This is a genomic window from Mesorhizobium sp. WSM4312, assembly GCF_002294875.1.
Classification (GTDB): domain Bacteria; phylum Pseudomonadota; class Alphaproteobacteria; order Rhizobiales; family Rhizobiaceae; genus Mesorhizobium.
The window spans coordinates 17938-40666 of the sequence record NZ_NSFU01000012.1 but is presented as its reverse complement, the minus strand read 5'-3'; the positions used below and the strand labels follow the sequence as shown (position 1 = coordinate 40666).

Annotated in this window: 25 protein-coding genes; 18 read left to right on the top strand and 7 right to left on the bottom strand. The window is 62.9% G+C overall.

Annotated features, from left to right (window positions below):
- Positions 1–110: 110 nt before the first annotated feature.
- Both CK228_RS20930 and CK228_RS20925 read right to left on the bottom strand, forming a co-directional pair.
- Entirely contained in the window at positions 111–428 is a 318-nt protein-coding gene (locus CK228_RS20930) for a hypothetical protein (protein ID WP_095773549.1), read from the bottom strand.
- 145 nt (positions 429–573) lie between these two features.
- Positions 574–1467, bottom strand: coding sequence for a branched-chain amino acid aminotransferase (locus CK228_RS20925; RefSeq protein ID WP_095789070.1), 894 nt, complete (start codon positions 1465–1467; stop codon positions 574–576).
- 256 nt (positions 1468–1723) lie between these two features.
- On the opposite strand from CK228_RS20925, the gene CK228_RS20920 reads away from it, so the two are divergent.
- From CK228_RS20920 to CK228_RS20900, 5 genes are all read left to right on the top strand, one after another.
- The gene (locus CK228_RS20920) at positions 1724–2257 is read left to right on the top strand and encodes a MarR family transcriptional regulator (RefSeq protein ID WP_032933687.1); all 534 of its coding nucleotides are present in this window, start codon (positions 1724–1726) and stop codon (positions 2255–2257) included.
- The gene (locus CK228_RS20915) at positions 2244–2963 is read left to right on the top strand and encodes a response regulator transcription factor (protein ID WP_019860633.1); all 720 of its coding nucleotides are present in this window, start codon (positions 2244–2246) and stop codon (positions 2961–2963) included. Before CK228_RS20920 ends, CK228_RS20915 begins: the two co-directional genes overlap by 14 nt.
- Before the next feature lie 69 nt (positions 2964–3032).
- A complete protein-coding gene (locus CK228_RS20910; RefSeq protein WP_095789069.1) occupies positions 3033–4448 on the top strand; it encodes an ATP-binding protein in 1416 nt (471 codons plus the stop codon).
- Between the two features lie 208 nt (positions 4449–4656).
- On the top strand, positions 4657–5679 hold the full coding sequence (locus CK228_RS20905) for a glycosyltransferase family 1 protein (RefSeq protein WP_095789068.1): 1023 nt from the start codon (positions 4657–4659) through the stop codon (positions 5677–5679).
- Positions 5680–5959: 280 nt separating this feature from the next.
- Positions 5960–6844 carry a hypothetical protein gene (locus tag CK228_RS20900; RefSeq protein WP_245438080.1) on the top strand — a complete coding sequence of 295 codons (885 nt, stop codon included), beginning with the start codon at positions 5960–5962 and terminating at the stop codon, positions 6842–6844.
- Positions 6845–6913: 69 nt separating this feature from the next.
- Here the strand turns inward: CK228_RS20900 and CK228_RS20895 are convergent, their stop codons facing one another.
- From CK228_RS20895 to CK228_RS20885, 3 genes are all read right to left on the bottom strand, one after another.
- On the bottom strand, positions 6914–7273 hold the full coding sequence (locus tag CK228_RS20895; RefSeq protein ID WP_095773543.1) for a tRNA-binding protein: 360 nt from the start codon (positions 7271–7273) through the stop codon (positions 6914–6916).
- A gap of 10 nt (positions 7274–7283) precedes the next feature.
- A complete protein-coding gene (locus CK228_RS20890; protein WP_013893499.1) occupies positions 7284–7784 on the bottom strand; it encodes a YbjN domain-containing protein in 501 nt (166 codons plus the stop codon).
- Between the two features lie 323 nt (positions 7785–8107).
- Positions 8108–8410, bottom strand: a complete 303-nt coding sequence (locus CK228_RS20885; protein ID WP_027055368.1) for an accessory factor UbiK family protein — start codon at positions 8408–8410, stop codon at positions 8108–8110.
- Between the two features lie 215 nt (positions 8411–8625).
- On the opposite strand from CK228_RS20885, the gene CK228_RS20880 reads away from it, so the two are divergent.
- From CK228_RS20880 to CK228_RS20845, 8 genes are all read left to right on the top strand, one after another.
- A complete protein-coding gene (locus CK228_RS20880) occupies positions 8626–8859 on the top strand; it encodes a BrnA antitoxin family protein (RefSeq protein ID WP_095773542.1) in 234 nt (77 codons plus the stop codon).
- A gap of 134 nt (positions 8860–8993) precedes the next feature.
- A complete protein-coding gene (lgt, locus tag CK228_RS20875; RefSeq protein ID WP_095789066.1) occupies positions 8994–9887 on the top strand; it encodes a prolipoprotein diacylglyceryl transferase in 894 nt (297 codons plus the stop codon).
- Positions 9884–10972 carry a class I SAM-dependent methyltransferase gene (locus tag CK228_RS20870; RefSeq protein WP_095773541.1) on the top strand — a complete coding sequence of 363 codons (1089 nt, stop codon included), beginning with the start codon at positions 9884–9886 and terminating at the stop codon, positions 10970–10972. Before lgt ends, CK228_RS20870 begins: the two co-directional genes overlap by 4 nt.
- 116 nt (positions 10973–11088) lie before the next feature.
- Entirely contained in the window at positions 11089–11883 is a 795-nt protein-coding gene (gene pgeF / locus CK228_RS20865) for a peptidoglycan editing factor PgeF (protein ID WP_095773540.1), read from the top strand.
- Entirely contained in the window at positions 11883–13034 is a 1152-nt protein-coding gene (locus CK228_RS20860) for a Xaa-Pro peptidase family protein (protein WP_095789065.1), read from the top strand. Before pgeF ends, CK228_RS20860 begins: the two co-directional genes overlap by 1 nt.
- A gap of 43 nt (positions 13035–13077) precedes the next feature.
- The gene (locus CK228_RS20855) at positions 13078–13707 is read left to right on the top strand and encodes a hypothetical protein (RefSeq protein WP_095773538.1); all 630 of its coding nucleotides are present in this window, start codon (positions 13078–13080) and stop codon (positions 13705–13707) included.
- Between the two features lie 168 nt (positions 13708–13875).
- On the top strand, positions 13876–14811 hold the full coding sequence (locus CK228_RS20850; RefSeq protein ID WP_010911102.1) for a ribose-phosphate pyrophosphokinase: 936 nt from the start codon (positions 13876–13878) through the stop codon (positions 14809–14811).
- Between the two features lie 145 nt (positions 14812–14956).
- A complete protein-coding gene (locus tag CK228_RS20845) occupies positions 14957–15934 on the top strand; it encodes a tripartite tricarboxylate transporter substrate binding protein (protein ID WP_095773537.1) in 978 nt (325 codons plus the stop codon).
- Positions 15935–15960: 26 nt separating this feature from the next.
- Here CK228_RS20845 and CK228_RS20840 read toward each other — a convergent pair whose 3' ends face one another.
- On the bottom strand, positions 15961–16839 hold the full coding sequence (locus CK228_RS20840) for a helix-turn-helix transcriptional regulator (protein ID WP_095789064.1): 879 nt from the start codon (positions 16837–16839) through the stop codon (positions 15961–15963).
- Between the two features lie 151 nt (positions 16840–16990).
- Here CK228_RS20840 and CK228_RS20835 point away from each other — a divergent pair, with 151 nt between their 5' ends.
- Entirely contained in the window at positions 16991–18232 is a 1242-nt protein-coding gene (locus tag CK228_RS20835; protein ID WP_179295989.1) for an MFS transporter, read from the top strand.
- A 71-nt stretch (positions 18233–18303) separates the two neighbouring features.
- Here CK228_RS20835 and CK228_RS20830 read toward each other — a convergent pair whose 3' ends face one another.
- Entirely contained in the window at positions 18304–19161 is an 858-nt protein-coding gene (locus CK228_RS20830; RefSeq protein ID WP_095773535.1) for an alpha/beta hydrolase, read from the bottom strand.
- A gap of 149 nt (positions 19162–19310) precedes the next feature.
- Between CK228_RS20830 and CK228_RS20825 the strand changes: the two genes are divergently transcribed.
- The 4 genes from CK228_RS20825 to pth all read left to right on the top strand — a co-directional run bounded on the left by CK228_RS20825 (position 19311) and on the right by pth (position 22669).
- On the top strand, positions 19311–19739 hold the full coding sequence (locus tag CK228_RS20825) for a MarR family transcriptional regulator (RefSeq protein ID WP_095789063.1): 429 nt from the start codon (positions 19311–19313) through the stop codon (positions 19737–19739).
- Between the two features lie 310 nt (positions 19740–20049).
- Positions 20050–20964, top strand: coding sequence for a hypothetical protein (locus tag CK228_RS20820; protein WP_095789062.1), 915 nt, complete (start codon positions 20050–20052; stop codon positions 20962–20964).
- A gap of 317 nt (positions 20965–21281) precedes the next feature.
- Positions 21282–21923 (top strand): 50S ribosomal protein L25/general stress protein Ctc, encoded by a 642-nt coding sequence (locus tag CK228_RS20815; RefSeq protein WP_095773532.1) that lies wholly within the window; start codon positions 21282–21284, stop codon positions 21921–21923.
- Between the two features lie 23 nt (positions 21924–21946).
- Positions 21947–22669 carry an aminoacyl-tRNA hydrolase gene (pth, locus tag CK228_RS20810; RefSeq protein ID WP_095789061.1) on the top strand — a complete coding sequence of 241 codons (723 nt, stop codon included), beginning with the start codon at positions 21947–21949 and terminating at the stop codon, positions 22667–22669.
- The last annotated feature ends 60 nt before the right edge of the window (positions 22670–22729 follow it).

Here is a 22729-nt window from a genome sequence, read left to right as displayed (position 1 = left end):
GGCGGCGCGAATGAAGGGCGTCCACGCTCGAAACACGAACAGTCAGTCGTTGCAGAAACAGAAATGGGCGGCCGAAGCCGCCCATTTGAACAAACCTGAGACCGTCAGGCTTACTTCTTCATAGCGCCCATGACAGCGCCGATGATGCCGGTCAGGATCGCGCCGCCGCCGGCGCCGCCGACGATGTTGTTGAGGTTGAGCGCACTGCCGAGACCGCTGGTCGCTGCAGCGGCCGCTGCCGGATCAACCGCGCCGCCGCCAAGCAGGCTGCCGAGGATTGCCGCGCCGCCGACGCCGCCAATGGCGCCACCCAGGATTTTGGGAAGCTGGCCCATCGCCGCGTTCTTGAGTGCAACACCGACCGCCTGACCTCCGATGATACCCGTAATCACCTGCACAATGATCGGAAGAAGCGTGTTCATGTCCATATGATTAGTCCCTCCATAGCTGCCAGCCTCCCGGGCCGACACCATCATGAGACGCCGAATTGACTGAAAGTCAAATGCAGAAACGCTGAAATAAAAGGGGCGGCCCGAAAACCGCCCCTGCTTGCGCGAAAAGCTGTGACTATTGTTATTCTGCGGCGATCGCGTGCTTCGGCTGAACGGCCGCAGAATAGTCATTCATAAGGTTCTTGGCGATTTCGCCAACCTCGAATCGGTAAGGGCCGATCTCCGAAACCGGCGTTACTTCCGCCGCCGTTCCGGTCAGGAAGCATTGTTCGAAGCTTTCGAGTTCTTCCGGCAGGATGGCGCGTTCGATTACGTCCAGGCCACGGTCCCTGGCGAGCCCAATGACCGTGCGGCGGGTGATGCCGTCGAGGAAGCAGTCGGGCTTGGGCGTATGGATCTTGCCGTCCTTGACGAAGAAGATGTTGGCACCGGTTGCCTCGGCGACCTGGCCGCGCCAGTCGAGCATCATGGCGTCGGCATAGCCTTTTGCTTCGGCGGCGTGCTTGGACATGGTGCAGATCATGTAGAGGCCGGCAGCCTTCGACTTCGACGGCGCCGTGCGCGGGTCGGGTCGGCGCCATTCCGCGACATCGAGGCGGATGCCTTTCAGCTTCTGCGCCGGATCGAAATAGCTCGGCCACTGCCAGATGGCGATGGCTACGTTGATGCGGTTGTTCTGCGCCGAAACGCCCATCTGCTCGCTGCCGCGCCATGCGATCGGCCGGACATAGGCGTCCTGGAACCCTTGCTTCTTCAACAGCGAGGTCGAGGCGTCGTTGAGCTCGGTGACCGAATAGGGAATCTTGAAGCCGAGCAGGCGGGCCGATTCATGCAGGCGCTCGGTGTGCTCGTTGAGCTTGAAGATCTCGCCGCCATAGGCGCGCTCGCCCTCGAAGACCGCGCTGGCATAGTGCAGACCGTGCGTCAGAACATGGATCTTGGCGTCGCCCCACGCAACGAATTCGCCATTCATCCAGATGAAGCCGTCCAGTTGATCGAAGGGAACGGATGCCATGGTAACCTCCCGCGGGTCGCGGCCCGCATATCCTTGGTGTCGTAGCGTTTTTGGCCGCGCCGTGTGATTGGAGACGCCGGCCGGTGTTGCGAAGCGTAGGCGGATAATCGCGCTCTGGCAAACTCAGGAAGTTCCGGAAAAACCGGCCTGCCTTGCCTTTTCGTTCGCAATCCGCCCAAAAGCTTGTCAAAAATTACCATTGCGGGGAAATTACGTCAATAGTACTGACATAATCTCCCGTTCCCATGGAGAAATGATGACGGATCGAAGCCCAGCCGCCGGAAAGCCGATCAGGACCGCGATGTCAGTCGAGGACGGCATAGACTTCGCCATCATCGAACTGTTCTTCTTTGCCTATCGCGACTTCACCTCCGATCCAGACCAGATCCTGGCCGACTATGGCTTCGGTCGCGCCCACCATAGGGTGCTGCATTTCGTCAACCGCCGGCCGGGCCTGACGGTCGCCGAACTGCTCGACGTGTTGAAGATCACCAAACAGAGCCTGGCGCGCGTGCTGAAGCAGCTGATCGACACCGACCATGTCGTGCAATTGCAAGGTCCGCGCGACCGCCGCCAGCGCGAACTCTATCCCACCGCCAAGGGCCGCGCGCTGGCGCTCGCCCTGGCGCGGCCACAGTCACGCCGCATCCGTGCTGCATTGGAAGATTCCGGCGCCACCGAACGGGCCTTGGTGGAACGCTTCCTCGAAGCGATGGTCAATCCGGAACTGAGAGCTCAGATCGACGTTGGGTCCGCAAAAATGTCAGGAAAAAGCCATGGAGAGCACTGAGAGGGTCGATCAGGCGGCCGCACCGGACGACGACGCGCCGCATCTGCTTGTGGTCGACGACGACACCCGCATCCGCAATCTTCTCAAACAGTATCTGACCGAAAACGGCTTTCGCGTCACCGTCGCCGGCAATGCCGGCGAGGCCAGGCGCAAGCTCGCCGGACTCGACTTCGACCTGCTTGTGCTCGATGTCATGATGCCCGGCGAAAGCGGCGTCGATCTCACCAAATCGCTGCGCGCCGAAAAGAACGTGCCGATCCTGATGCTGACCGCGCTTTCGGAAACCGACAGCCGCATCCTAGGGCTCGAGGCCGGCGCCGACGACTATCTGCCAAAACCCTTCGATCCGCGTGAGCTGATCCTGCGCATCAACAACATCCTGCGCCGCGGCGGCCCCGCGACCACGCCCAAGGTCGAACAGCTGGTCTTCGGTCCCTACACGTTCCAGATCGCCAGGCGCGAACTGAAGCGCGGCGGCGAGGCGCTGAAGCTGACCGATCGCGAGCAGGAGATCCTGGCGATCTTTGCCGCGCGGGCCGGCGAGACCATCCCGCGCCACGAACTGGTCGGCGACGATTCGGAGGTCGGCGAGCGCACGATCGACGTGCAGATCAACCGGCTGCGCCGCAAGATCGAGCGCGATCCGTCCAATCCTGTCTGGCTGCAGACCGTGCGCGGTATTGGGTATCGGCTCAGCGTGGAATAGAATACCGGACGCGGCTCTGGAGCCAAACGTCGTTCTGATCTAGTGCCGCGGACGAAATGAAAAGAGCCAATGGCAACGACGCAACTGGAAGGGCCGGGACCTGACGGCTTGAGCGCACGCGCCACGCGAACGCTCAAGGCGGTGCCGCGCATCTGGAACCGGTTCTGGCGCCTGATTTCGCTTTACATGCCCAAGCGCCTTTACGCGCGCTCGCTGATCATCGTCATCGCGCCGATGATCCTTCTGCAATCGGTGGTCGCCTTCGTCTTCATGGAGCGCCATTGGGCAACGGTGACCCAGCGCCTGTCGCAGGCGACCGTGCGCGACATTGCCGCCATCATCGACCTGATCGAGACCTACCCGCACGACGCCGACTACGCCAACGTCATCCGCATCGCCCAGGACCGCATGCAGCTGAAGGTCGATCTGCTGCCGCCGGATCCCTTGCCGCCGCCCGGTCCGAAACCGTTCTTCTCGATCCTCGACGACGTTCTCTCGGCCGAGATCACCCGCCAGATAAACCGGCCGTTCTGGATCGACACGGTCGGCAATTCCAACATCGTCGAGGTGCGCGTCCAGCTCGAGAACAAGGTGCTGCGCGTCTTCGTGCGCCGCAGCCAGGCCTATGCCTCCAACACCCACATCTTCCTGATCTGGATGGTCGGCACCTCGCTGGTGCTGCTGATGATCGCCATCCCCTTCCTGCGCAATCAGATCCGGCCGATCCTGACGCTTGCCGAGGCCGCCGAAAGCTTCGGCAAGGGCCGGCCGATGCCGCGCGATTTTCGCCCGCGCGGCGCCGAGGAGGTGCGCCGCGCCGGCTTTGCCTTCATCCAGATGCGCGAGCGCATCGAGCGCCAGATCGACCAGCGCACCGCCATGCTTACCGGTGTCAGCCATGATCTCAGGACCATCCTCACCCGCTTCAAGCTGCAGCTGGCGCTGGCCGGCGGCAAGGCCGAGACCAAGGCGGCGCTCAACCAGGACATCGACGACATGCAGTCGATGCTGGAAGGCTATCTCGCCTTTGCCCGCGGCGAAGCCTCGGAGGACCCGGGACGTTTCGATCTCGAAGCCTATTTCCAGAAGCTCAGCGACGAGGCCGCCTTGCGCAAATGCAAGCTGTCGACGACGCTTTCCGGTGATCCGACCGTGCATGTGCGGCCGAACGCCTTCGCGCGGCTGTTGTCCAACGTCATCGGCAATGCCTTCCGCTATGCCAAGACGGTGGAGGTCAGCGCCGATCACGGCCGTGGCTCGCTCGTGGTCACCGTCGACGACAACGGTCCCGGCATTCCGGCCGACAGGCGCGAGGACGTGTTCAAGCCCTTCGTGCGGCTCGACGAAGCCCGCAACCTCGATGCCAGCGGCACCGGGCTCGGCCTGTCGATCGCCCGCGACATCGCCCGCAGCCATGGCGGCGACATCACCCTCGACGACAGTCCGCTCGGCGGCCTGCGCGCGGTGATCAAGGTTCCCGCCTAGGCTGGCCAAACATCGGGCTTCATCCGCCCGTCATGAAATCATGGTGAAGAGCGCGCATGAAACGCGCGACATTACTTGATTCGGCCTCGCCGCCCCATTTCGATCCCGTGCCCGCCCGGGTGCGCTGGAGCGAAGCGAGGGCCCCCGGCTGGTCGCCGTTCCGGCATCGTCTCAAGGCTACCGTCGACCTTTCCAGCAAAGGGCCGCCATGCGCATATTGATGGTCACCGACGCCTGGCGCCCGCAAGTCAACGGCGTCGTCCACACGCTGGAGCGGCTCACCGAAACGCTGAAATCCTTCGACGTCGCGGTGGATTTTCTGACACCCAACATCTTTCGCACGCTGCCCCTGCCGACCTACCCCGACATCAGGCTGGCGCTGACCACGCCAGGCCATGTCGCGCGCCTGATCGACGCCTACAAGGCCGACCATATCCACATCGTCACCGAAGGACCGCTGGGCATCATGGCGCGGCGCTATTGCCGCAATGCCGGCCGGCCGTTCACCACCAGCTATCATACGCGCTTTCCCGAATATCTCAGCGCCCGCCTGCCAGTGCCGGAAAGCTGGGCCTATCGCTGGCTGCGCGACTTCCACAATTCCGGCCAGGGCACGCTGGTCGCCACCCAGTCGCTCGCCGATGACCTTTCGGCGCGCGGCTTCAACAAGCTGAGGCCATGGACGCGCGGCGTCGACACCGACCATTTCCGCCCGGACAAGCGCAAGGACCTCGGCCTCCCCGGCCCGGTCTTCCTCTGCGTCGGCCGCGTCGCCATCGAGAAGAACCTCTCCGCGTTCCTCGACCTTGACCTGCCCGGCAGCAAGGTGATCGTCGGCGAGGGACCGGAGCTCGCCAAGCTGAAGGCCCGCTACTCCAACGCGCATTTCCTCGGCCATCGTCCCAATGACGAACTGGCGGAGATCTATGCCTCGGCCGATGTCTTCGTCTTCCCCAGCCGCACCGACACCTTCGGCAACGTCATCATCGAAGCGCTGGCCAGCGGCACACCAGTCGCCGCCTATCCGGTGACCGGACCGATCGACATTGTCGGCGACGGCTTTGGCGGCGCGGTCTCCAACGATTTGCGCGAGGCCGCGCTCGCCGCCCTCGAGGTCGACCGCGCGCAAGCCCGCGAACGCGCCATGCGCTACAGCTGGAAGGCTTGCGCCGAGATGTTCCTCGACACGGTCGAGGAAGCGCTCGGCAGGACGCGCAAGCTGGCGGCCTGACGGCGGCAGTTGTGTGACCTCTTCGATGGCGCGTTTCCTTCAGCAAATCCAGACCTTCGACAACTTGCCGATACTTTTAGACAAGTCTTCCGCGTGAAATTGATGGAATGCATTGGGAGATCGTGCGCCGGCAAGCTTTAGTCCCCGTGAGCGCACTCCTTGCGAGAGCTTGCGCGACAGTTCCTTGCGGTGCATTATTCTGCATCTGTAGTTCGTTGCGGGATTGACACCGATTTCAACGCTGGACCAGTCGCCTGCCGTATCGCCGAAGCGTCGCGTCTTGCGCATCAGCAAGACCGTTGCGAAGGTGTTCGGCTATTGCCGTGCGAATGCCTGGCCACTCTTCGTGGCCGCCTGGTTTCCCTGCTTTCTGACGACGCTCTGTCTGGCGGCGCTTGCTCTTATTCTCTTTGCCGATCCGGGGCAGGTGCCCGGCTGGCTTCTATCGCGAGGCTTTGACTCCAGGACCTGGCTTTCCGCGATTGTGGCGGCGCCGTTCTCGGCGATGGTCATTGCGTTCGTTCTGGACCGCATGGCAAACGCGCCCGAGCGCGGCCGTGTCGTTGTTCGGCGCGGCGTTGAACGTGTCAAACGCTACGCTATCCCGGGCATGCGCTTTGAGCTTGGCCAGCGGATTCTCTTGGCTGCGTTGCTTCTCGCAGTGATCCAGCTTGTTTGCGGCTTTGCCGTCGCCGGCGAGCACAGACTGCTTGCGGCCCTGCTGGCCACACGTGACCTACCGCTCAACCCTGAGGACGTGGCGCATTGGGTGTCGGCGATGGGAGTCTTCAACCTGTTGGCGGGTGCTTTCGTACTTGTCTGGACATATCTTTTTGTCGGTGATTTTCTCTGGACAGGATCGTTTGATCCAATCGGGTGCTGGCGCGCGCTAGATGGCAATCATCTGCGTTTCCTCGTCATAATGTTCATCGTTTTCGCAATAGTTGCCATAGTCAAGTATGGGCTGGTCCTGGCCGGAGCCTTGATTCTCATTCCTACGGATGCGGCGTCGCCTTCCTTCCTGACCCTTATGCTGGTGCATTTCGGACTCGCCTGGCCGTTCGACATCCTCCATCTCGTACTCTCGGCCGCAACGGTCGGAACCATTCTCGGCGCGTTTCGGCCACCAGCTAGCGCTTCAATCCGGTCGGCTGTGCCGCTATGACGGCGCCCGCCGGGCGTCCTGACAGCGCTGCGCCGGGCGAGGTTCTTTTGAGCAGGCCGGGGTAAAATTCTAGAACAACCGCCCGCCGTCCGGCACCTTGCGCTCGATGGCGCCGAGCACCACGGCGCCCTCCTCGTCGGGAAAGCCGAGCGTCAGCACTTCCGACATGAACGGGCCGATCTGACGCGGCGGAAAATTGACCACGGCGAAGACCTGCCGGCCGACCAGCGTCTCGGGCGTATAGTATTTGGTGATCTGCGCCGATGATTTCTTGATACCGATCTCAGGCCCGAAATCGATCTTCAGCTTGAATGCCGGCTTGCGCGCCTCGGGGAACGGCTCTGCTTCGATGATCGTGCCGGCACGGATGTCGACACGATCGAAATCGGCGAAGCTGATTTCGGGCTTTCGCGTGGTGCTTGAACTCATCCAGTGCGACTCAGGCGTTGCCGTAGGTCTCGAACAGCACGCCGGCCAGCGCGTCCTTGGCCGAGGTTCCCGACCAGACGACGAACTGGAACGCCTGGAAATAGCATTCACAGGCTTCCAGCGCAGAGGACAAAAGCACCTCGACCTGCTGGCTCGACGGCTCGACGCCACCGGCCAAAAGCAGCGACTGGCGGAACATGATCGCGCCTTCCTGCTCCCAGAGGTCGAAATGGCCGAACAGCATCTGTTCGTTGATCAGCGACAACAGCCGCATCACCTCCAGCGCGCGGGTCTCCGGCACCTTGATGTCGAAGGCGCAGGCCAGGTGCAGCGCCTCGAAATCCTCCATCCAGGAGAAGGAGACGTGATAGTCGGTCCAACTGCCTGCGACCGAGATCGAAATTTCATCGTCGCCGGCCCGTTCGAAGGACCAGTCGTTGTTGTGGGCCACCTGCTCGATAACATCCACCGGATGGATTTCGCGGGAGAATTCGAGTTCGAGAAGTTCCATGGAATGCTTCCTGTCGTTCTGAGGAGCGCCGCCACACGCTCCGCGGGAGGGCACACACAACGAACAATCTGATCTAGAACTCGGACGGCCAGGACTTCTCGACGCAAAGACCCCAGACCGGACCCCACCGCCCGGCCGCATGACCCTGCTCCGAATCATGCAACAAATTCAGTCTATTGATCGGGAGTCGCGTGAACAGCCCAATTTTTCGCACTGCGTCATTCGCATGTGGAAAGGCGCTGTCACAAAGATTCATGCAATGCCGTTAAGCGATTCACGGCAAAGCGATTTTCAGGATCGGACTATGTGGAAAAGTTTAACGATTATTTTTTTGCGCGGGGCTTCGCCGCCGCCGCTGGTGCGGCATCGCCGGCGAGTTCGGCGAGCTTCGCCTCGAGCGCTTCGATGCGGGCGGCAAGCCTGGCATTCTCGTCCCGGGCCTTGGCGGCCATCTCGCGCGCGGCCTCGAATTCCTCGCGCTGCACCACGTCCATCGAATTGAGGATGCGCTCCGCCTGGCCCTTGAAGGCGGTCTCGACCTCGCGGCGCACGCCCTGCGCGGCACCCGCGGCGTCGGTCATCAGCTTGGCGAATTCATCGAGAATGCGGTTCGGTCCGGTCGACATGGCAAATCCTCGCTTTGCTCGAAATGACGTAGTGGCGCGGAGCGCCGAATGCAAGAACGTTGAGGGCTGGTGCGGCCTCTGCGTTGCTATGGCGCATGGCGATGCCTTGCCTGCGCCAAGCTTTCAAATGGCCCTAAGCTGTACTTGAGGACGCCAAATCGCCTACTGTGTGGTCATCACGCCGTGCCTCAGCATGCTCCAATCAGGGTCACCCAATGGCAACGCCCCCGCGCCGACCGACAAATCCGTTCGCAGCCGCCGAAGCGGCATTCAAGCCGGTCAAGAAGCCGGCAGCGCCCATTCGCGAACCCTCGACCGCCCCGAATGTCCGCGAGCTTGTCTCGATCCGGATCGACCGGGCCGTGCTCGACCATTTCCAGGAAGACGGCCCCGGCTGGCAGGACAGGATCAACGACGCATTGCGGCAGTGGGTGGCCGCCAAGGGTTGAACTCACCACTCATGGCGCGATGGCTCGCAATGGCGATCCGTCGCGACCCCTGACGGCGGCCGGCTTGCCTTGACCCTGCCAAAACCCTGCCGCATGGTCCGCGCCCGAATGCGACCGCAACCGAGAGCTCCCCGTTGAACGAATATTTCCTGCTGCCGCTGGCCTCGTTGCCCTTCCCCAACATCAACCCGATCCTCATCCAGATCGGGCCGCTGGCGGTGCACTGGTACGGCGTCGGCTACATCGTCGGCATCCTGTTTGCCTGGTGGTATGCCAAGCGGCTCGCCGCCAATCCGAAGCTTTGGCCCGACGGCATCCTGCCGATGAAGCCGGAGGACCTCGACGATTTCATCGTCTGGGCGGCCATCGGCGTCGTGCTCGGCGGCCGCACCGGCTATGTGCTGTTCTATGACCTGGCGCGCTACATCGCGCATCCGCTCGACATCTTCGCCGTCTGGCAAGGCGGCATGTCGTTCCATGGCGGCCTGCTCGGCGTCATCCTCGCCATGACGCTGTTTTCCATCAAGCGCGGCATCCGCACCTGGTCGCTGTTCGATGTCGTGGCCGCCGGCGTGCCGGTTGGGCTCGGCCTGGTGCGCGTCGCCAACTTCATCAATGCTGAACTCTGGGGGCGGGTAACAGACGTGCCGTGGGGCGTCATCTTCTGCAACGAACGGCTTCAACAAGCTCAAGCACTTTGCCCAGCCGGCCTGGATCCTCGCCATCCTAGCCAGCTCTACGAGGCCCTGCTCGAAGGCCTGGTGCTGTTTGTCGTGCTACGCGTCCTCACCCATTCGCGCCTCAAGCTGAAGACGCCCCGCTTCGTCGCGGGCGCCTTCATCTGCGGCTATGGCTTGTCGCGCATCTTCGTCGAATTCTTCCGCCAGCCAGACCAGCAGCTCGGCTACCTCCTCGGCACCAACTGGCTGACCATGGGCATGATCCTGTCGACGCCGATGGTGCTGGCCGGCATCTGGGCGATGGCGACAGCCAAGCCGGTGAAGCAAGCGCAGCCGCAGGCGACATGACGCGGCTGAAGACCCGCATCGTCGACCTGATCGAGGCACTCGGCCCCCTTCCCGTCAACGAGTACATGGCGATGTGCCTGTTCGACCCCGCGGACGGCTACTACACGACACGCGAGCCCTTCGGCGCCGCCGGCGACTTCGTCACCGCGCCGGAGATCAGCCAGATGTTCGGCGAACTCGTCGCCGTCTGGCTTTATCAGGTTTGGGCAGCGATTGGCCGGCCGATGCCGGTCACCACCGCCGAGATCGGCCCGGGTCGCGGCACGCTGATGAAGGACATGCTGCGCACCCTGTCGCGGCTCGACCCGGTCCTGGCCAATGGCGCCGCCTTCGCCATGATCGAGACCAGCCCGCGCCTGACTGAAATCCAGAAGCAGACGCTGGGCGCGACGCCTTTCGCGGTTCGGTGGCACGAGACCATCGACACCCTGCCCGATCAGCCGCTGCTCATCGTCGGCAATGAATTGTTCGACGCCGTGCCGGTCCGCCAGTTCGTCCGCGCCGGCACGGGCTGGCGCGAGCGCATGGTCGGCCTCGACGATGAGGACGAGCTGCGCTTCTTCGCCGGCGCCGGCTCGATTGACTCGGCCCTATTGCCCCTCGACGCCGCTGAAGCGCCGCAAGGCGCGATCGTCGAAGTGGCACCGGCTCGCACCGCCCTGATGGCCGCCATTGCCGGGCGCATCGCCCGAAACGGCGGCGCTGGGCTGTTTCTAGACTATGGCCATCTCCAGCCGGGTGTCGGCGACACGCTGCAGGCCTTGCGCCGACACGATCACGAAGATGTGCTGGCCAATCCCGGCGAGGCCGATCTCACCTCGCATGTCGATTTCGCCGCCCTTGCCGCCACCGTACGCGCGCATGGTCTCGACGCGCATCTGTCGACGCAAGGCAATTTCCTGCTCGGCATGGGCATTCTCGAGCGCGCCGGCCGGCTTGGCGCCGACGGCGACCAGGCGGCCCGCGACAAGATCACCGGCGATGTCGAGCGTCTTGCCGGACCGCAGGCCATGGGCGAACTGTTCAAGGTGCTTGCCGTCCTGCCGCGCGGTGTGCCGATCCGGCCCTTTGCGACGGCGGATTGACTTTTCACCGCTGCCCCTCCCAATCTCCCGTCCGGTAGAAGAGCGGCAGAACAGCCGGCCACCTCGCTTCCGGACTTTTTCTTGACGAAACCGCCCACACGGACAACAACGCCCGCATGCTGAATCAGACCAAACCGGATCCCGTTCGGTCGCCGCTGCTGGACAAGGCGCAGGCACAAGGCATCCGCCATGGCTATTTCACCCGGATGGGCGGCGTCTCGACGGGCATCTATCAGGGCCTCAACATCGGCACCGGGTCGGATGACGACAAGGCGCTGGTGGCCGAGAATCGCGCCCGTGTCGCCGCCTGGATGGGCGTGCCGGCGAACCATCTGCTGACCGCCTGGCAGGTCCATTCGCCCGACGTCATCGTCGCCAGGGAACCCTTTGCCGGCGAACGGCCCAAGGCCGATGCCATCGTCACCGACCGCCCGGGCATCGCCATCGGCGCCTCGACCGCCGACTGTGGCCCGGTGCTGTTTGCCGATTCCGGCGCGCGCATCATCGGTGCGGCGCATGCCGGCTGGAAAGGCGCTTTCACGGGCGTGCTGGAGAACACAGTTGCAGCCATGGAAAGCCTGGGCGCCCGGCGCGAAAACATCGTCGCCGTGCTCGGCCCCTCGATCGGCCCCGCCAATTATGAAGTCGGGCCGGAATTCGTTGCCCGCTTCGTCGAGGCCGACGCGCAGAACATCGGCTATTTCGCGCCCTCCGCCACATCAGGCCATGCCATGTTCGACCTCAACCGCTACACGGTCGACCGGCTCATCAGGGCCGGCGTGACCGCCGAGGGCCTCGGCCGCTGCACCTATGGCGAGGAAGATTTGTTCTACTCCTACCGGCGCACCACGCACCGCAAGGAACCCGATTACGGCCGGCAGGTTTCGGCCATCGTTTTGGAGAGTGAATAATGGCGCTGCATTTTGAACGATCGGAATTTGACGCGCGGCGCGACCGGCTGATGATCGAGATGGCCGAGAAGAAGCTCGACGCCATCCTGCTGTTCGCGCAGGAAAGCATGTACTGGCTGACCGGCTACGACACCTTCGGCTTCTGCTTCTTCCAATGCCTGGTGGTGAAGGCCGACGGCTCGATGGTGCTTTTGACCCGCTCGGCCGACCTTCGCCAGGCGCGCCACACCTCGATCATCGACAACATCGTGCTGTGGACCGACCGCAACGGCGCCAACCCGGCGGTCGACCTGCGCAATCTGCTCAACGACCTCGACCTGCTTGGCGCCCGCATTGGGGTCGAATACGACACCCATGGCCTGACCGCCTATAATGGCCGCCGGCTGGACGAGCAGTTGCAGACCTTCGGCCAGATCGCCGACGCGTCCGGCATTGTCGGCCGGCTGCGCCTGTTCAAGAGCCCGGCCGAGATCGCCAAGGCCGAGAAGGCCGCCAACCTCTCCGACGACGCGCTGGACGCGGCACTGCCGCTGATCAAGCAGGGCGGCGACGAGGCGCTGATCCTGGCCGCCATGCAGGGCGCGGTCTTTGCCGGCGGCGGCGACTATCCGGCCAACGAATTCATCATCGGTTCGGGCGTCGATGCGCTGCTGTGCCGCTACAAGGCCGGCCGCCGCAAGCTCACCAAGAACGACCAGCTGACGCTCGAATGGGCCGGTGTCTTCCATCACTATCACGCGCCGATGATGCGCACCGTGCTGACCGGCAAGGTGTCGAAGCGCCATCAGGAGCTGTTCGATGCCGCGCGTGCCGCCCTTCTAGCGGTGGAAAAGGCGATGACGCCGGGCAATACGTTCGGCGACGTCTTCGACGCCCACGCCCGCACCATGGAGGCGCACGGCCTGACCAAGCACCGGCTGAACGCCTGCGGCTATTCCGTCGGCGCCCGCTTCACGCCGTCCTGGATGGACATGCCTATGTTCTACCAGGGCAATCCCGAGCCGATCGCGCCACACATGACGCTGTTCGCCCACATGATCATCATGGATTCCGAGACCGAGACGGCAATGACGCTTGGCCGCACCTACCTGACCACCGAATCCCAGCCGAAGCCGCTTTCCCGCCATGATCTCGACTTGATCGTACAGTGAATCCATAATGGGAGGCGTTCTTCGCCAAGGAGTTAGAAGGCAAATGAGACGATCGCATGTGACGACCGTGTCATTGCTTGTGGCATTGGCTCTGGCTGCCTGCACCAACGCAAAGGACGTTCTCGAACCATCCGCCATCACCCCGCCGGCCGCCTCGGCGCAGCCCGTGCCGGGAGCCCAGGGTGGCACGACGGCCACCGTTGCCGCAACGTCACCCACCGCGCCTGCCGCCACCACGGGCGCTGCTGCAACCACCACCACGCCGCTCACCTCGGCGCAAAGTGCTGCCATCCTGTCGAAGACCCGGCTGCAGATCGCGCCGATCGTCGGCGCTTCGGTCGAGGCCGCGACCCCGCTGACGGCGGAACTGCAGACGCGCGCCAGGCAGCGTGGCATTACGCTCGCCGGCAGCGCCGACCAGACCGCGACCCATGTGCTGAAGGGTTATTTCTCGGCGATTTCGGAGGGCAAGGACACCACCGTCATCTATGTCTGGGACGTCTACGACCCCTCAGGCAACCGCCTGCACCGCATCAACGGCCAGATGAAGGCGCCTTCCGGCGCCGGCGCGGGCGCCGACAGCTGGAAGGGCGTCTCGCCGGCCACCATGCAGTCGATCGCCGACCAGACCATCGACCAGTTCGCGGCATTCCTGGGTGGCAAGGCTGGCTAGCAGGGCATGCTTGAGTGTTGCCTCTCGGCGATGGCACGAACCTTTCTTCAGCTTAGCCGGCGGATTCCCGATCTCGGCGCTTGCAATACCAGCGCGGGCCGCTAAAAGCCCGATTAAAAGGTCCGGGAGAGTCTGTCAGGCCTTCCCATCCTCCACCAGGAACGGTGCATGAAACTCTTCGCGGGCAATTCCAACAGGGTGCTGGCCGAAGCGGTCGCCCGCTATCTCAACATCCCGCTGGGCAAGGCCACTGTCAGGCGCTTCGCCGACCAGGAAATCTTCGTCGAAATTCAGGAAAACGTGCGCGGCGAGGATGTCTTCATCCTGCAGTCGACCTCGTTCCCGACCAACGATCATTTGATGGAGCTGCTCATCATGATCGACGCCTTCATGCGCTCCTCGGCCAAGCGCATCACGGCGGTGATTCCTTATTTCGGCTATGCCAGGCAGGACCGCCGGGCGTCGGGCCGCACGCCGATCTCGGCCAAGCTGGTCGCCAACATGATCACCCGCGCCGGTGTCGACCGCGTTCTGACGCTCGACCTGCATGCCGGCCAGATCCAGGGCTTCTTCGACATCCCGACCGACAACCTGTTTTCCGTGCCGGTGATGGCCCGCGACGTGAAGGCGAAATACAAGCAGCTCGGCAATGTCGTGGTGGTGTCGCCCGACATTGGCGGCGTCGTGCGGGCACGTGCGCTGGCCAAGCGCTTCGACGCGCAGCTCGCCATCGTCGACAAGCGCCGTGAGCGCCCGGGCGAATCGGAAGTCATGAACATCATCGGCGCGGTCGCCGGCAAGGATTGCCTGCTGATCGACGACATCGTCGATTCCGGCGGCACGCTGTGCAATGCCGCCGATGCACTCCTGGCCAACGGCGCCACCAGCGTCACGGCCTATATCACCCATGGCGTGCTGTCGGGCGGCGCTGTCGCCCGCATCAGCGGCTCGAAGCTGCAGGAGCTGGTGATCACCGATTCCATCCAGCCGACGCAAGGCGTGCTCGACGCCCCCAATATCCGCGTCATCTCGATCGCCGACCTGATGGGCGAGGCGATCTCGCGCACGGCGACCGAGGAATCGGTGTCGAGCCTGTTCGACTAACCCCCCCGCGATCGACGAAACGTCGGCCAGGTAGAGCGGACGCCTCCTATTGTCGGCCCCTTGTCTGCGCCGCCCCGCGAGCAGAAATTTCTCCTGACGGGCCTGCCGTGGCATACTGCCCCCGTAGACAATGGAGGAGTAGCATATGCCAATCCGGCGAAGGACTTTGCTTGGGCTTGCCGTTTCTGTCGCGGCTCTCTTTTCGGCGCCAATGGCTTGGGCGGCCGATTTTCCGGACCGGACCATCACGATGGTTGTTCCCTTTTCCGCGGGCGGCTCCACGGACCTGGTCGCCCGCCTCGTCGCCAACAAGATGTCCGAAAACCTCGGGCAGCAGATTGTCGTCGAGAATGTCGGCGGGGCCGGCGGCAGCATCGGCGCGGCCCAGGTCGCCCGGGCCGATCCTGACGGCTACACGATTCTGATGGGCACGGTTGCGACACACGCGCTCAACCCGCTCATCCTCAAGACCAAGCCCTACGATGCGGAGAAGGATTTTGCTCCGATATCGCTGCTTGTGCTGGTGCCGAACGTCCTGGTCGTGAACCCTCAATTTCCTGCCCAGAACGTCAAGGAACTGATCGACCTGTTGAAGAAGGACCCGGACAAATACGCCTACGCCTCATCGGGTAACGGCACCCCGCTGCATCTCTCGGGCGAGCTTTTCAAGACGATGGCCGGCGTGAGCATGCAGCACATACCCTATAAGGGCGCCGGGCCGGCCCTGAACGATGTCATCGCCAATCAGGTGCCGATGATGTTCGACAATTTGCCGTCTTCATCGGGGCATATCAAGGGTGGGACGCTGCGAGCCCTGGGCGTCACCACCAAGGAGCGCGTTCCCTCCTTCCCTGACGTCCCGGCAATTGCCGAAACCATTCCCGGCTATGAAACCTACAGCTGGAACGCCCTGTTCGCGCCCGCGGGCACCCCCGCGGACGTGATCGAGGTTCTCCATAAGGCAGCAGCCAAGGCGCTGCAGGATCCCGATGTGATTGCGCGCATGGGCCAATTCAGCGCCTCGATCGTGGCCTCCACTCCGGAAGAGCTGGCAACGCATGTGAAGGCTGAACTCGCCAAATGGGAACCGATCGTCAAGGCGAGCGGCGTTCAGATGGACTAGGCGTTAATGCGCTCCCGCATTGCTTGCTATGGCGCCGGGGGCTCAAGGCGAGGCGGGGCTCGCCGCATGCCTTCACTATTGTCTCGCGCGCCGCGCATATAGCCGCGCGGCGACGAGCCCAGCATGCGCTTGAACATGGTGATGAAGGCCGGCACGCTGTCATAGCCGAGATCGAGCGCCACCCGGGTGATCGGCTCGCCATCGGCGAGCCGCGGCAGCGCCGCGAACAGGCAGGCCTGCTGGCGCCATGTCGACAGCGACAGGCCGGTCTGGCGCTGGAAGGCGCGCGTGAAGGAGCGCCGGCTCATGCCGGCGGCGTCAGCCCATTCGTCGATCGTCGCATGCGGCGACGGTGCGGCGACGAAGCGGCGGCACAGCGCCGCCAGCCTCGCATCGGACGGGAATGGCAGGCCGAGCGGCCGTTCCGGCAAGGTCGGAATCTCATGCAGCAATAGCTTCATGATCAACCCGCCGCGTCCTTCCAACTCGCCGCCTTGCGGCAGCTTCTCCGATTCCACGATCAGGCTGTGCATCAACGCGGTGACGCCGACGACACGCAAGCCCTCCGGCAGCCCCGGGATCGCGCCCGGCATGACATAGACCGAGCGCATCGAGACATCGCCCAGCATCTCGACGGAATGCTCGATGCCGGCCGGAATCCACATCGCGTGGTCTGGCGGCACCATCCAGCGCCCATGCCGCGTCGTCACCAGCACGACGCCGACCAGCGCGTGCAGCAACTGGCTGCGCCTGTGGCGGTGTTGCGGCACGTGGTAGCCGTCGGGATATTCAGTCGGCAACGCCACCGCCGGCCCGGCGACCTCCTCCAGCCATTGCCAGCGGCTCTGGTGCAACTGGCCGAGATCGGCATTGCCGGCGCGGAAAATTTCCCTGCCATGCGGCATCTTGTATGGCCCACTTGCGAAACTATTGGACCAAACCACGAAAGAAGTCGCGCGGCAAGCGGCTTATAAGGCAACCGTCCCTGAGGCGGCCGCGGGAGCGTCCGCCAGATTGCCCGCGGGCGTGCCCGCCAAAAAGACCACGGAGCCTGCCTTGACCGATACGACAGCCGCCAGCGTCGCGTCACCAGCGACCGCCAGTCACGCCTCAGCCCAGGCGACGGCCTTCACCGTCATCCTGGCGGTGAGCTTCTGCCATTGCATCAACGACATCATGCAGTCGCTGCTATCGGCCATTTATCCGCTTCTGAAACAGAATTACGGCCTCGATTTCTGGCAGATCGGCCTGCTGACCTTCACCTTCCAAGTGACGGCATCCTTGCTGCAGCCGGTGATCGGCATGATCACCGACAAGCGGCCGATGCCCTATTCCCTGCCCTACGGCATGGCCTCGTCGCTGATCGGCCTGGTCGTGCTGGCATATGCCGGGCATTATTATCTGCTGCTGATTGGCGCCTCGTTGATCGGCATCGGCTCGGCGATCTTTCATCCCGAATCCTCGCGCATCGCGCGTTTCGCTTCGGGCGGCCGGTTTGGCCTGGCGCAGTCGCTGTTCCAGGTCGGCGGCAATTTCGGCCAGTCGATGGGGCCGCTGCTGGCCGCCTTCATCGTCGTGCCGTTCGGCCAGACCAGCATCGCCTGGTTCGCCGTCGGCTCGCTGATCGGCATCGTCGTTTTGTGGCAGGTCGGCGGCTGGTACAGCCGCCTGCGCGCCGCGCAAGGCACCCGCAAGGCGGCAAGCTTCGTCTCGCCCTTCCCGCGCCGCAAGGTGATGTGGGCATTGATCGTGCTGACGCTGCTGGTGCTGAGCAAGAACGCCTACATCGCCAGCCTTGCAAGCTACTACACCTTCTACTCGATCCATAAGTTCGGGGTGTCGGTGCAGATGAGCCAGGTGATGCTGTTCCTGTTCCTCGGCGCCTCGGCGCTGGGCATCCTGCTCGGCGGCCCGTTCGGCGATCGCTACGGACAGAAGGCGATGATCTGGTTCTCGATCGTCGGCGTGCTGCCCTTCACGCTGGCGCTGCCCTACGCCAATCTGGAATGGACGATGGTGCTCACCGTGCTGATCGGCCTCATCCTGTCGTCGGCCTTCTCCAACATTGTCGTCTTCGCCCAGGAACTGGTGCCGGGCCGCGTCGGCATGATCGCCGGCATCTTCTTCGGCTTCGCCTTCGGCATGGGCGGCATCGCGGCGGCCGTGCTCGGCGTCGTCGCCGACATGAAAGGCATCGATTTCGTCTTCCAGATCTGCTCGTATCTGCCGTTCCTGGGCCTGCTGACGGTGTTCCTGCCCAACATGAAGGAAGCCCGGAAGGCGCTGGCAGCAGCCTAGCTTCGGCTGCCCCCGAACGGATACGGAAAGGCACCCGCCAAATGGCGGGTGCCCCTTTTTTCTTAGAGAACTCAGGCCTTGAAGAAGGCCAGCAGGTCGGCGTTGATGACATCGGCGTGGGTTGTCGCCATGCCGTGCGGGAAACCCTTGTAGACCTTGAGCTCGCCCTTCTTGAGCAGTTTGATCGACAGCAGCGCTGAGTCGGCGATCGGGACGATCTGGTCGTCATCGCCATGCATGACAAGCACCGGCACGTCGATCGCCTTCAGATCCTCTGTGAAGTCGGTTTCCGAGAAAGCCTTGATGCAATCGTAATGCGCCTTGGTGCCGCCCATCATGCCCTGGCGCCACCAATTGTCGATGACGCCCTCCGACACTGCCGCGTCCGGACGGTTGAAGCCATAGAACGGGCCGGCCGGGACATCCCGGTAAAGCTGGGCGCGGTTGGCTGCGACGCCGGAGCGGAAACCGTCAAAGACCTCGATCGGCAAGCCGCCGGGATTGGCCGCCGTCTTGAGCATGATCGGCGGCACCGCGCCGATCAGCACCGCCTTGGCGACGCGGCCACCTGAGCCGTACTTCGCGACATAGCGCGCCACCTCGCCGCCGCCGGTCGAATGGCCGACATGGATAGCGTTCTTGAGGCCGAGATGCGCGGCGAGTTCAGCGACATCGGCGGCGTAGGTGTCCATCTCATTTCCGGTGTCCGTCTGCGTCGAGCGGCCATGGCCACGCCGGTCATGGGCGATGACGCGGTAACCTTGTGCCAGGAAGAACAGCATCTGTGCGTCCCAGTCGTCGCTGCTCAACGGCCAGCCATGATGGAAGACGACGGGCTGACCGGTTCCCCAGTCCTTGTAGAAAATCTGCGTGCCGTCCTTGGTGGTGATCGTGCCGCTGCCGGAACCGGATTTCGTCTGCGAGGCCATCTCAATCTCCTTTAATTGTTTTTCACGATAAACAATATCGCGACATTTATATCGCTAGCGCAACCCTAAAGCCTTGTCCATAGAAATATGTATCGCGATATCATTTTTCGTGGTATTGAATTCCTACGTCGGCAAACAAGGAACGCGTCGTGCCACTCCCTTTGGACAATCAGCTCTGCTTCACGCTCTACGCCACCTCGATGGCGATCAACCGCACTTACAAGCCGATGCTGGACGAGATGGGGATCACCTATCCGCAATATCTCGTGCTCAACGCGCTGGGCGAGGCCGACGGCATGTCGGTCGGCAGGGTCGCTCATCGGCTTGCTTTGGAATCGAGCACCGTCACCCCCCTGGTAAAGCGCATGGAACAGGCCGGGTTGGTCACCCGCCAGCGCAGCCAGGCGGACGAGCGCCAGGTCCAGGTCGACCTGACATCGGCCGGGCGCGCGCTGCTCGTCCAATGCACCTGCCTCAACGAGACCTTGATCGAGCGCTCGGGCATGACGCTGGCGGAGCTCGATGCGCTGAACCGGCAAATCCAGGCGCTGCGCGATGCGTTGAGCGGCGATCGGTAGCCACCGGCTGAAGCTTGAGTGCCTCGGCGCGGCTTGAACTGCGCTCGCACGGCATCGAAATGCTCCTTGGTTCGCCTCTCGTGCCCAGGCTGGCACGAAACGAAATTTCGAGCATGAGGCGTTACGGGGAATTGACCCACAGGCTCTCGATTCTGCTATAGGGCTCTCGATTCTGCTGTAGGGAATGCCGCGGCGAAGATGAGATGAATGGGTGTCAGCAGCCCCAGGATAAATGGCTTCGTCATGACCTGCGGCAGTGGAGAAATTCCCAAGACTTGCTTGCGTTCTCTGCGCTTTTTCTGGATTCGCCATGCACGCCCAGCCGCTTCGTGTTTTGACCCTTCTGGTGCGTCATGGGACCGAGAAGTATCCGACCGCATGGCAGGACTTGCGAGCTATGTTCGCCCGCCAGATGCCGGACGTTGCGCATCGCATGCTCGTGATCGACAATTCGCTGCCAGTCGGTCATGGCTCTGATTTGGACCGCGGCGTCGAACTGATCGGCGCGTCGAACGAAGATTGGGAATTCTCCGCGTGGGACCGCGGCATCGACCATACCGGCGCCAAACTTCATCACTATGATCTGGTCCACCTGGCCACTTCGGCTTTCGCGGTATCCGCATCTGACCATCTCAAATTGATCGATGGTGGCTCGTTGCGGTCGTTGCTTGGTTTTCAGGGAGCGCTGGGTTGCATTGATTCTCGCCGTGAGGCTTTCTCGATTTTCGGAATCGGTTCGCAGGCTTGGCTCCGCAGCTCGTTCATCCTGATGACCCCGCGGCAACTCAGCAGCCTGGGATCCCTGGTAAGCGTCGGCAGGGACGCGCCGATTTTTAGCGGCAACCCTCGACAGCCCTTTCGTGAAGACGCACCGATCTCGCAAGCATATCAGCAGTTTTTGCTGCATTGGCTCACCGGCGACGGCGACGGCGAAGAGGTAATCTGGCATTCAAGGTTCGATCTCACACCTGAAACGCTGCCGTTTTTCGAAAGCAAGGCGCGGGCTATTCTCAATGAGCTGATGCTCACCAACCGGTTGCTGGCCAATGGATGCGAGCTCGTTGACATGACATGGTTGGCGCAAAAGGTCCGTGCGGCGAGTTCGGAATCCGAGATTGATATTCCGGACTGGCGCGTGCAAATCAGCTCCCGAGCGCGAGTCAAACGCACTTTGATCCAAAAGCTTCGCCGCTGGTTGTCTAAACATATGCCGCGGCAAAGATGACTGCCATCGCTGGTTGCCCACCGCAGACATGGCAACTGCTGGCGGACTGTCAGACGAAGATCGGTCCTCGATCTGCCCTTCATGCCTTCCAGCCCGACCGCTTGCGCCTCTCGCCACCTTCCGCTATAGAGCCGCCACCCGCGTAGACACCCTTGGAGGCAACGCGGCGGAAGGCTGCCTTCCCTTGTGATCCCGAACAAAGCTCCGTCTCAAAGCGGACGCCCTCATTCGGACATCGAGGTCTGGCGGCTTTCGACGTTTTCGGCTTGGGCAATCTGCCCTCCGCAAACGCTCCATAACACGCGAAAGGAAAAGCCATGAGCCACGATACTTACGAGCTCAAGGCCGAAGCGCGCGAACAGGTCGGTAAGGGGTCCGCCCGTGCAGTTCGCCGCAACGGTAAAGTGCCTGCAGTAATCTATGGTGACAAGCAGCCTCCCCTGGCGATCGCTCTCACCTACAAGGACATCTACTACAAGATCCACGGCGGCGGGTTCCTGACCACGGTCGCCACGATCGATGTCGACGGCAAGAAGATCCAGGTCCTGCCCAAGGACTTCCAGCTCGACCCGGTCAAGGATTTCCCTGTCCATGTCGACTTCCTGCGCATCGGCAAGGACACCGAAGTCAATGTCGACGTGCCTGTCCACTTCATCAATGAGGACAAGTCTCCCGGCATCAAGCGCGGCGGCGTGCTCAACATCGTGCGTCACGAAGTCGAGTTCCACTGCCCGGCCAATGCCATCCCGGAATTCATCACCATCGATCTCACCGGCACCAACATCGGCGACTCGATCCACATCTCGGCGGTGAAGCTGCCGGCCGGCGTCAAGCCGGTCATCTCCGACCGCGACTTCACCATCGCGACCATTGCCGGTTCGTCGGCGATGAAGCCGGAGGTCGAAGAGACGGCCGAGGTGGCTGCACCTGAAGCGGCACCTGTCGCCGAAGAGAAGTAACTCTTTCCCGCCCGGAGCAGACGATGCTTGTCTTTGCAGGCCTCGGCAATCCGGGCGCGAAATACGCAGATAACCGGCACAATGTCGGCTTCATGGCGGCGGACGCAATTGCCCGCCGCCATTCCTTTTCGCCCTGGTCGAAGAAATTCCAGGGCCTGATCGCCGAGGGCACGATTGCCGGCGAAAAGATCATCCTGATCAAGCCGCAGACCTTCATGAACCTGTCCGGCCAGTCGGTCGGCGAGGCGCTGCGCTTCTACAAGCTCGAGCTTTCCGCGCTCACTGTCTTCTATGACGAGATCGACCTTGCCGAAGGCAAGCTGCGCATCAAGACCGGCGGCGGCGCCGGCGGCCACAACGGCATCCGCTCGATCGACGGCCATGTCGGCAACACCTATCGTCGCGTGCGCATCGGCGTCGGCCATCCTGGCGTCAAGGAAATGGTCCAGCACCATGTGCTCGGCGATTTCGCCAAGGCCGACCGCGAATGGCTCGATCCCTTGCTCGAGGCGATCGCCGACAACGCCGCCATGATCGTCAAGGGCGACGAATCCGGCTTCATGAACAAGGCCGCCCTGGCCGTCCAGGGCAAGACGGTTCTGGAACTCGATAAGCCCGCGTCGAAGCAAGCCCCCAAGCAACAGAGCCACATCCGCCAGGCACGCCCGCAGCAGGCGCCCGCCAAACTGCCGGAGACCGGCCCGATGGCTGCCATGCTGAAGAAACTCTTCGGCAACAAGGACTGAGCGCGTAGGCATGCGGCCTTACGGGGCTTGACGTTGATCACCCCTATCGCCCATAGCCCT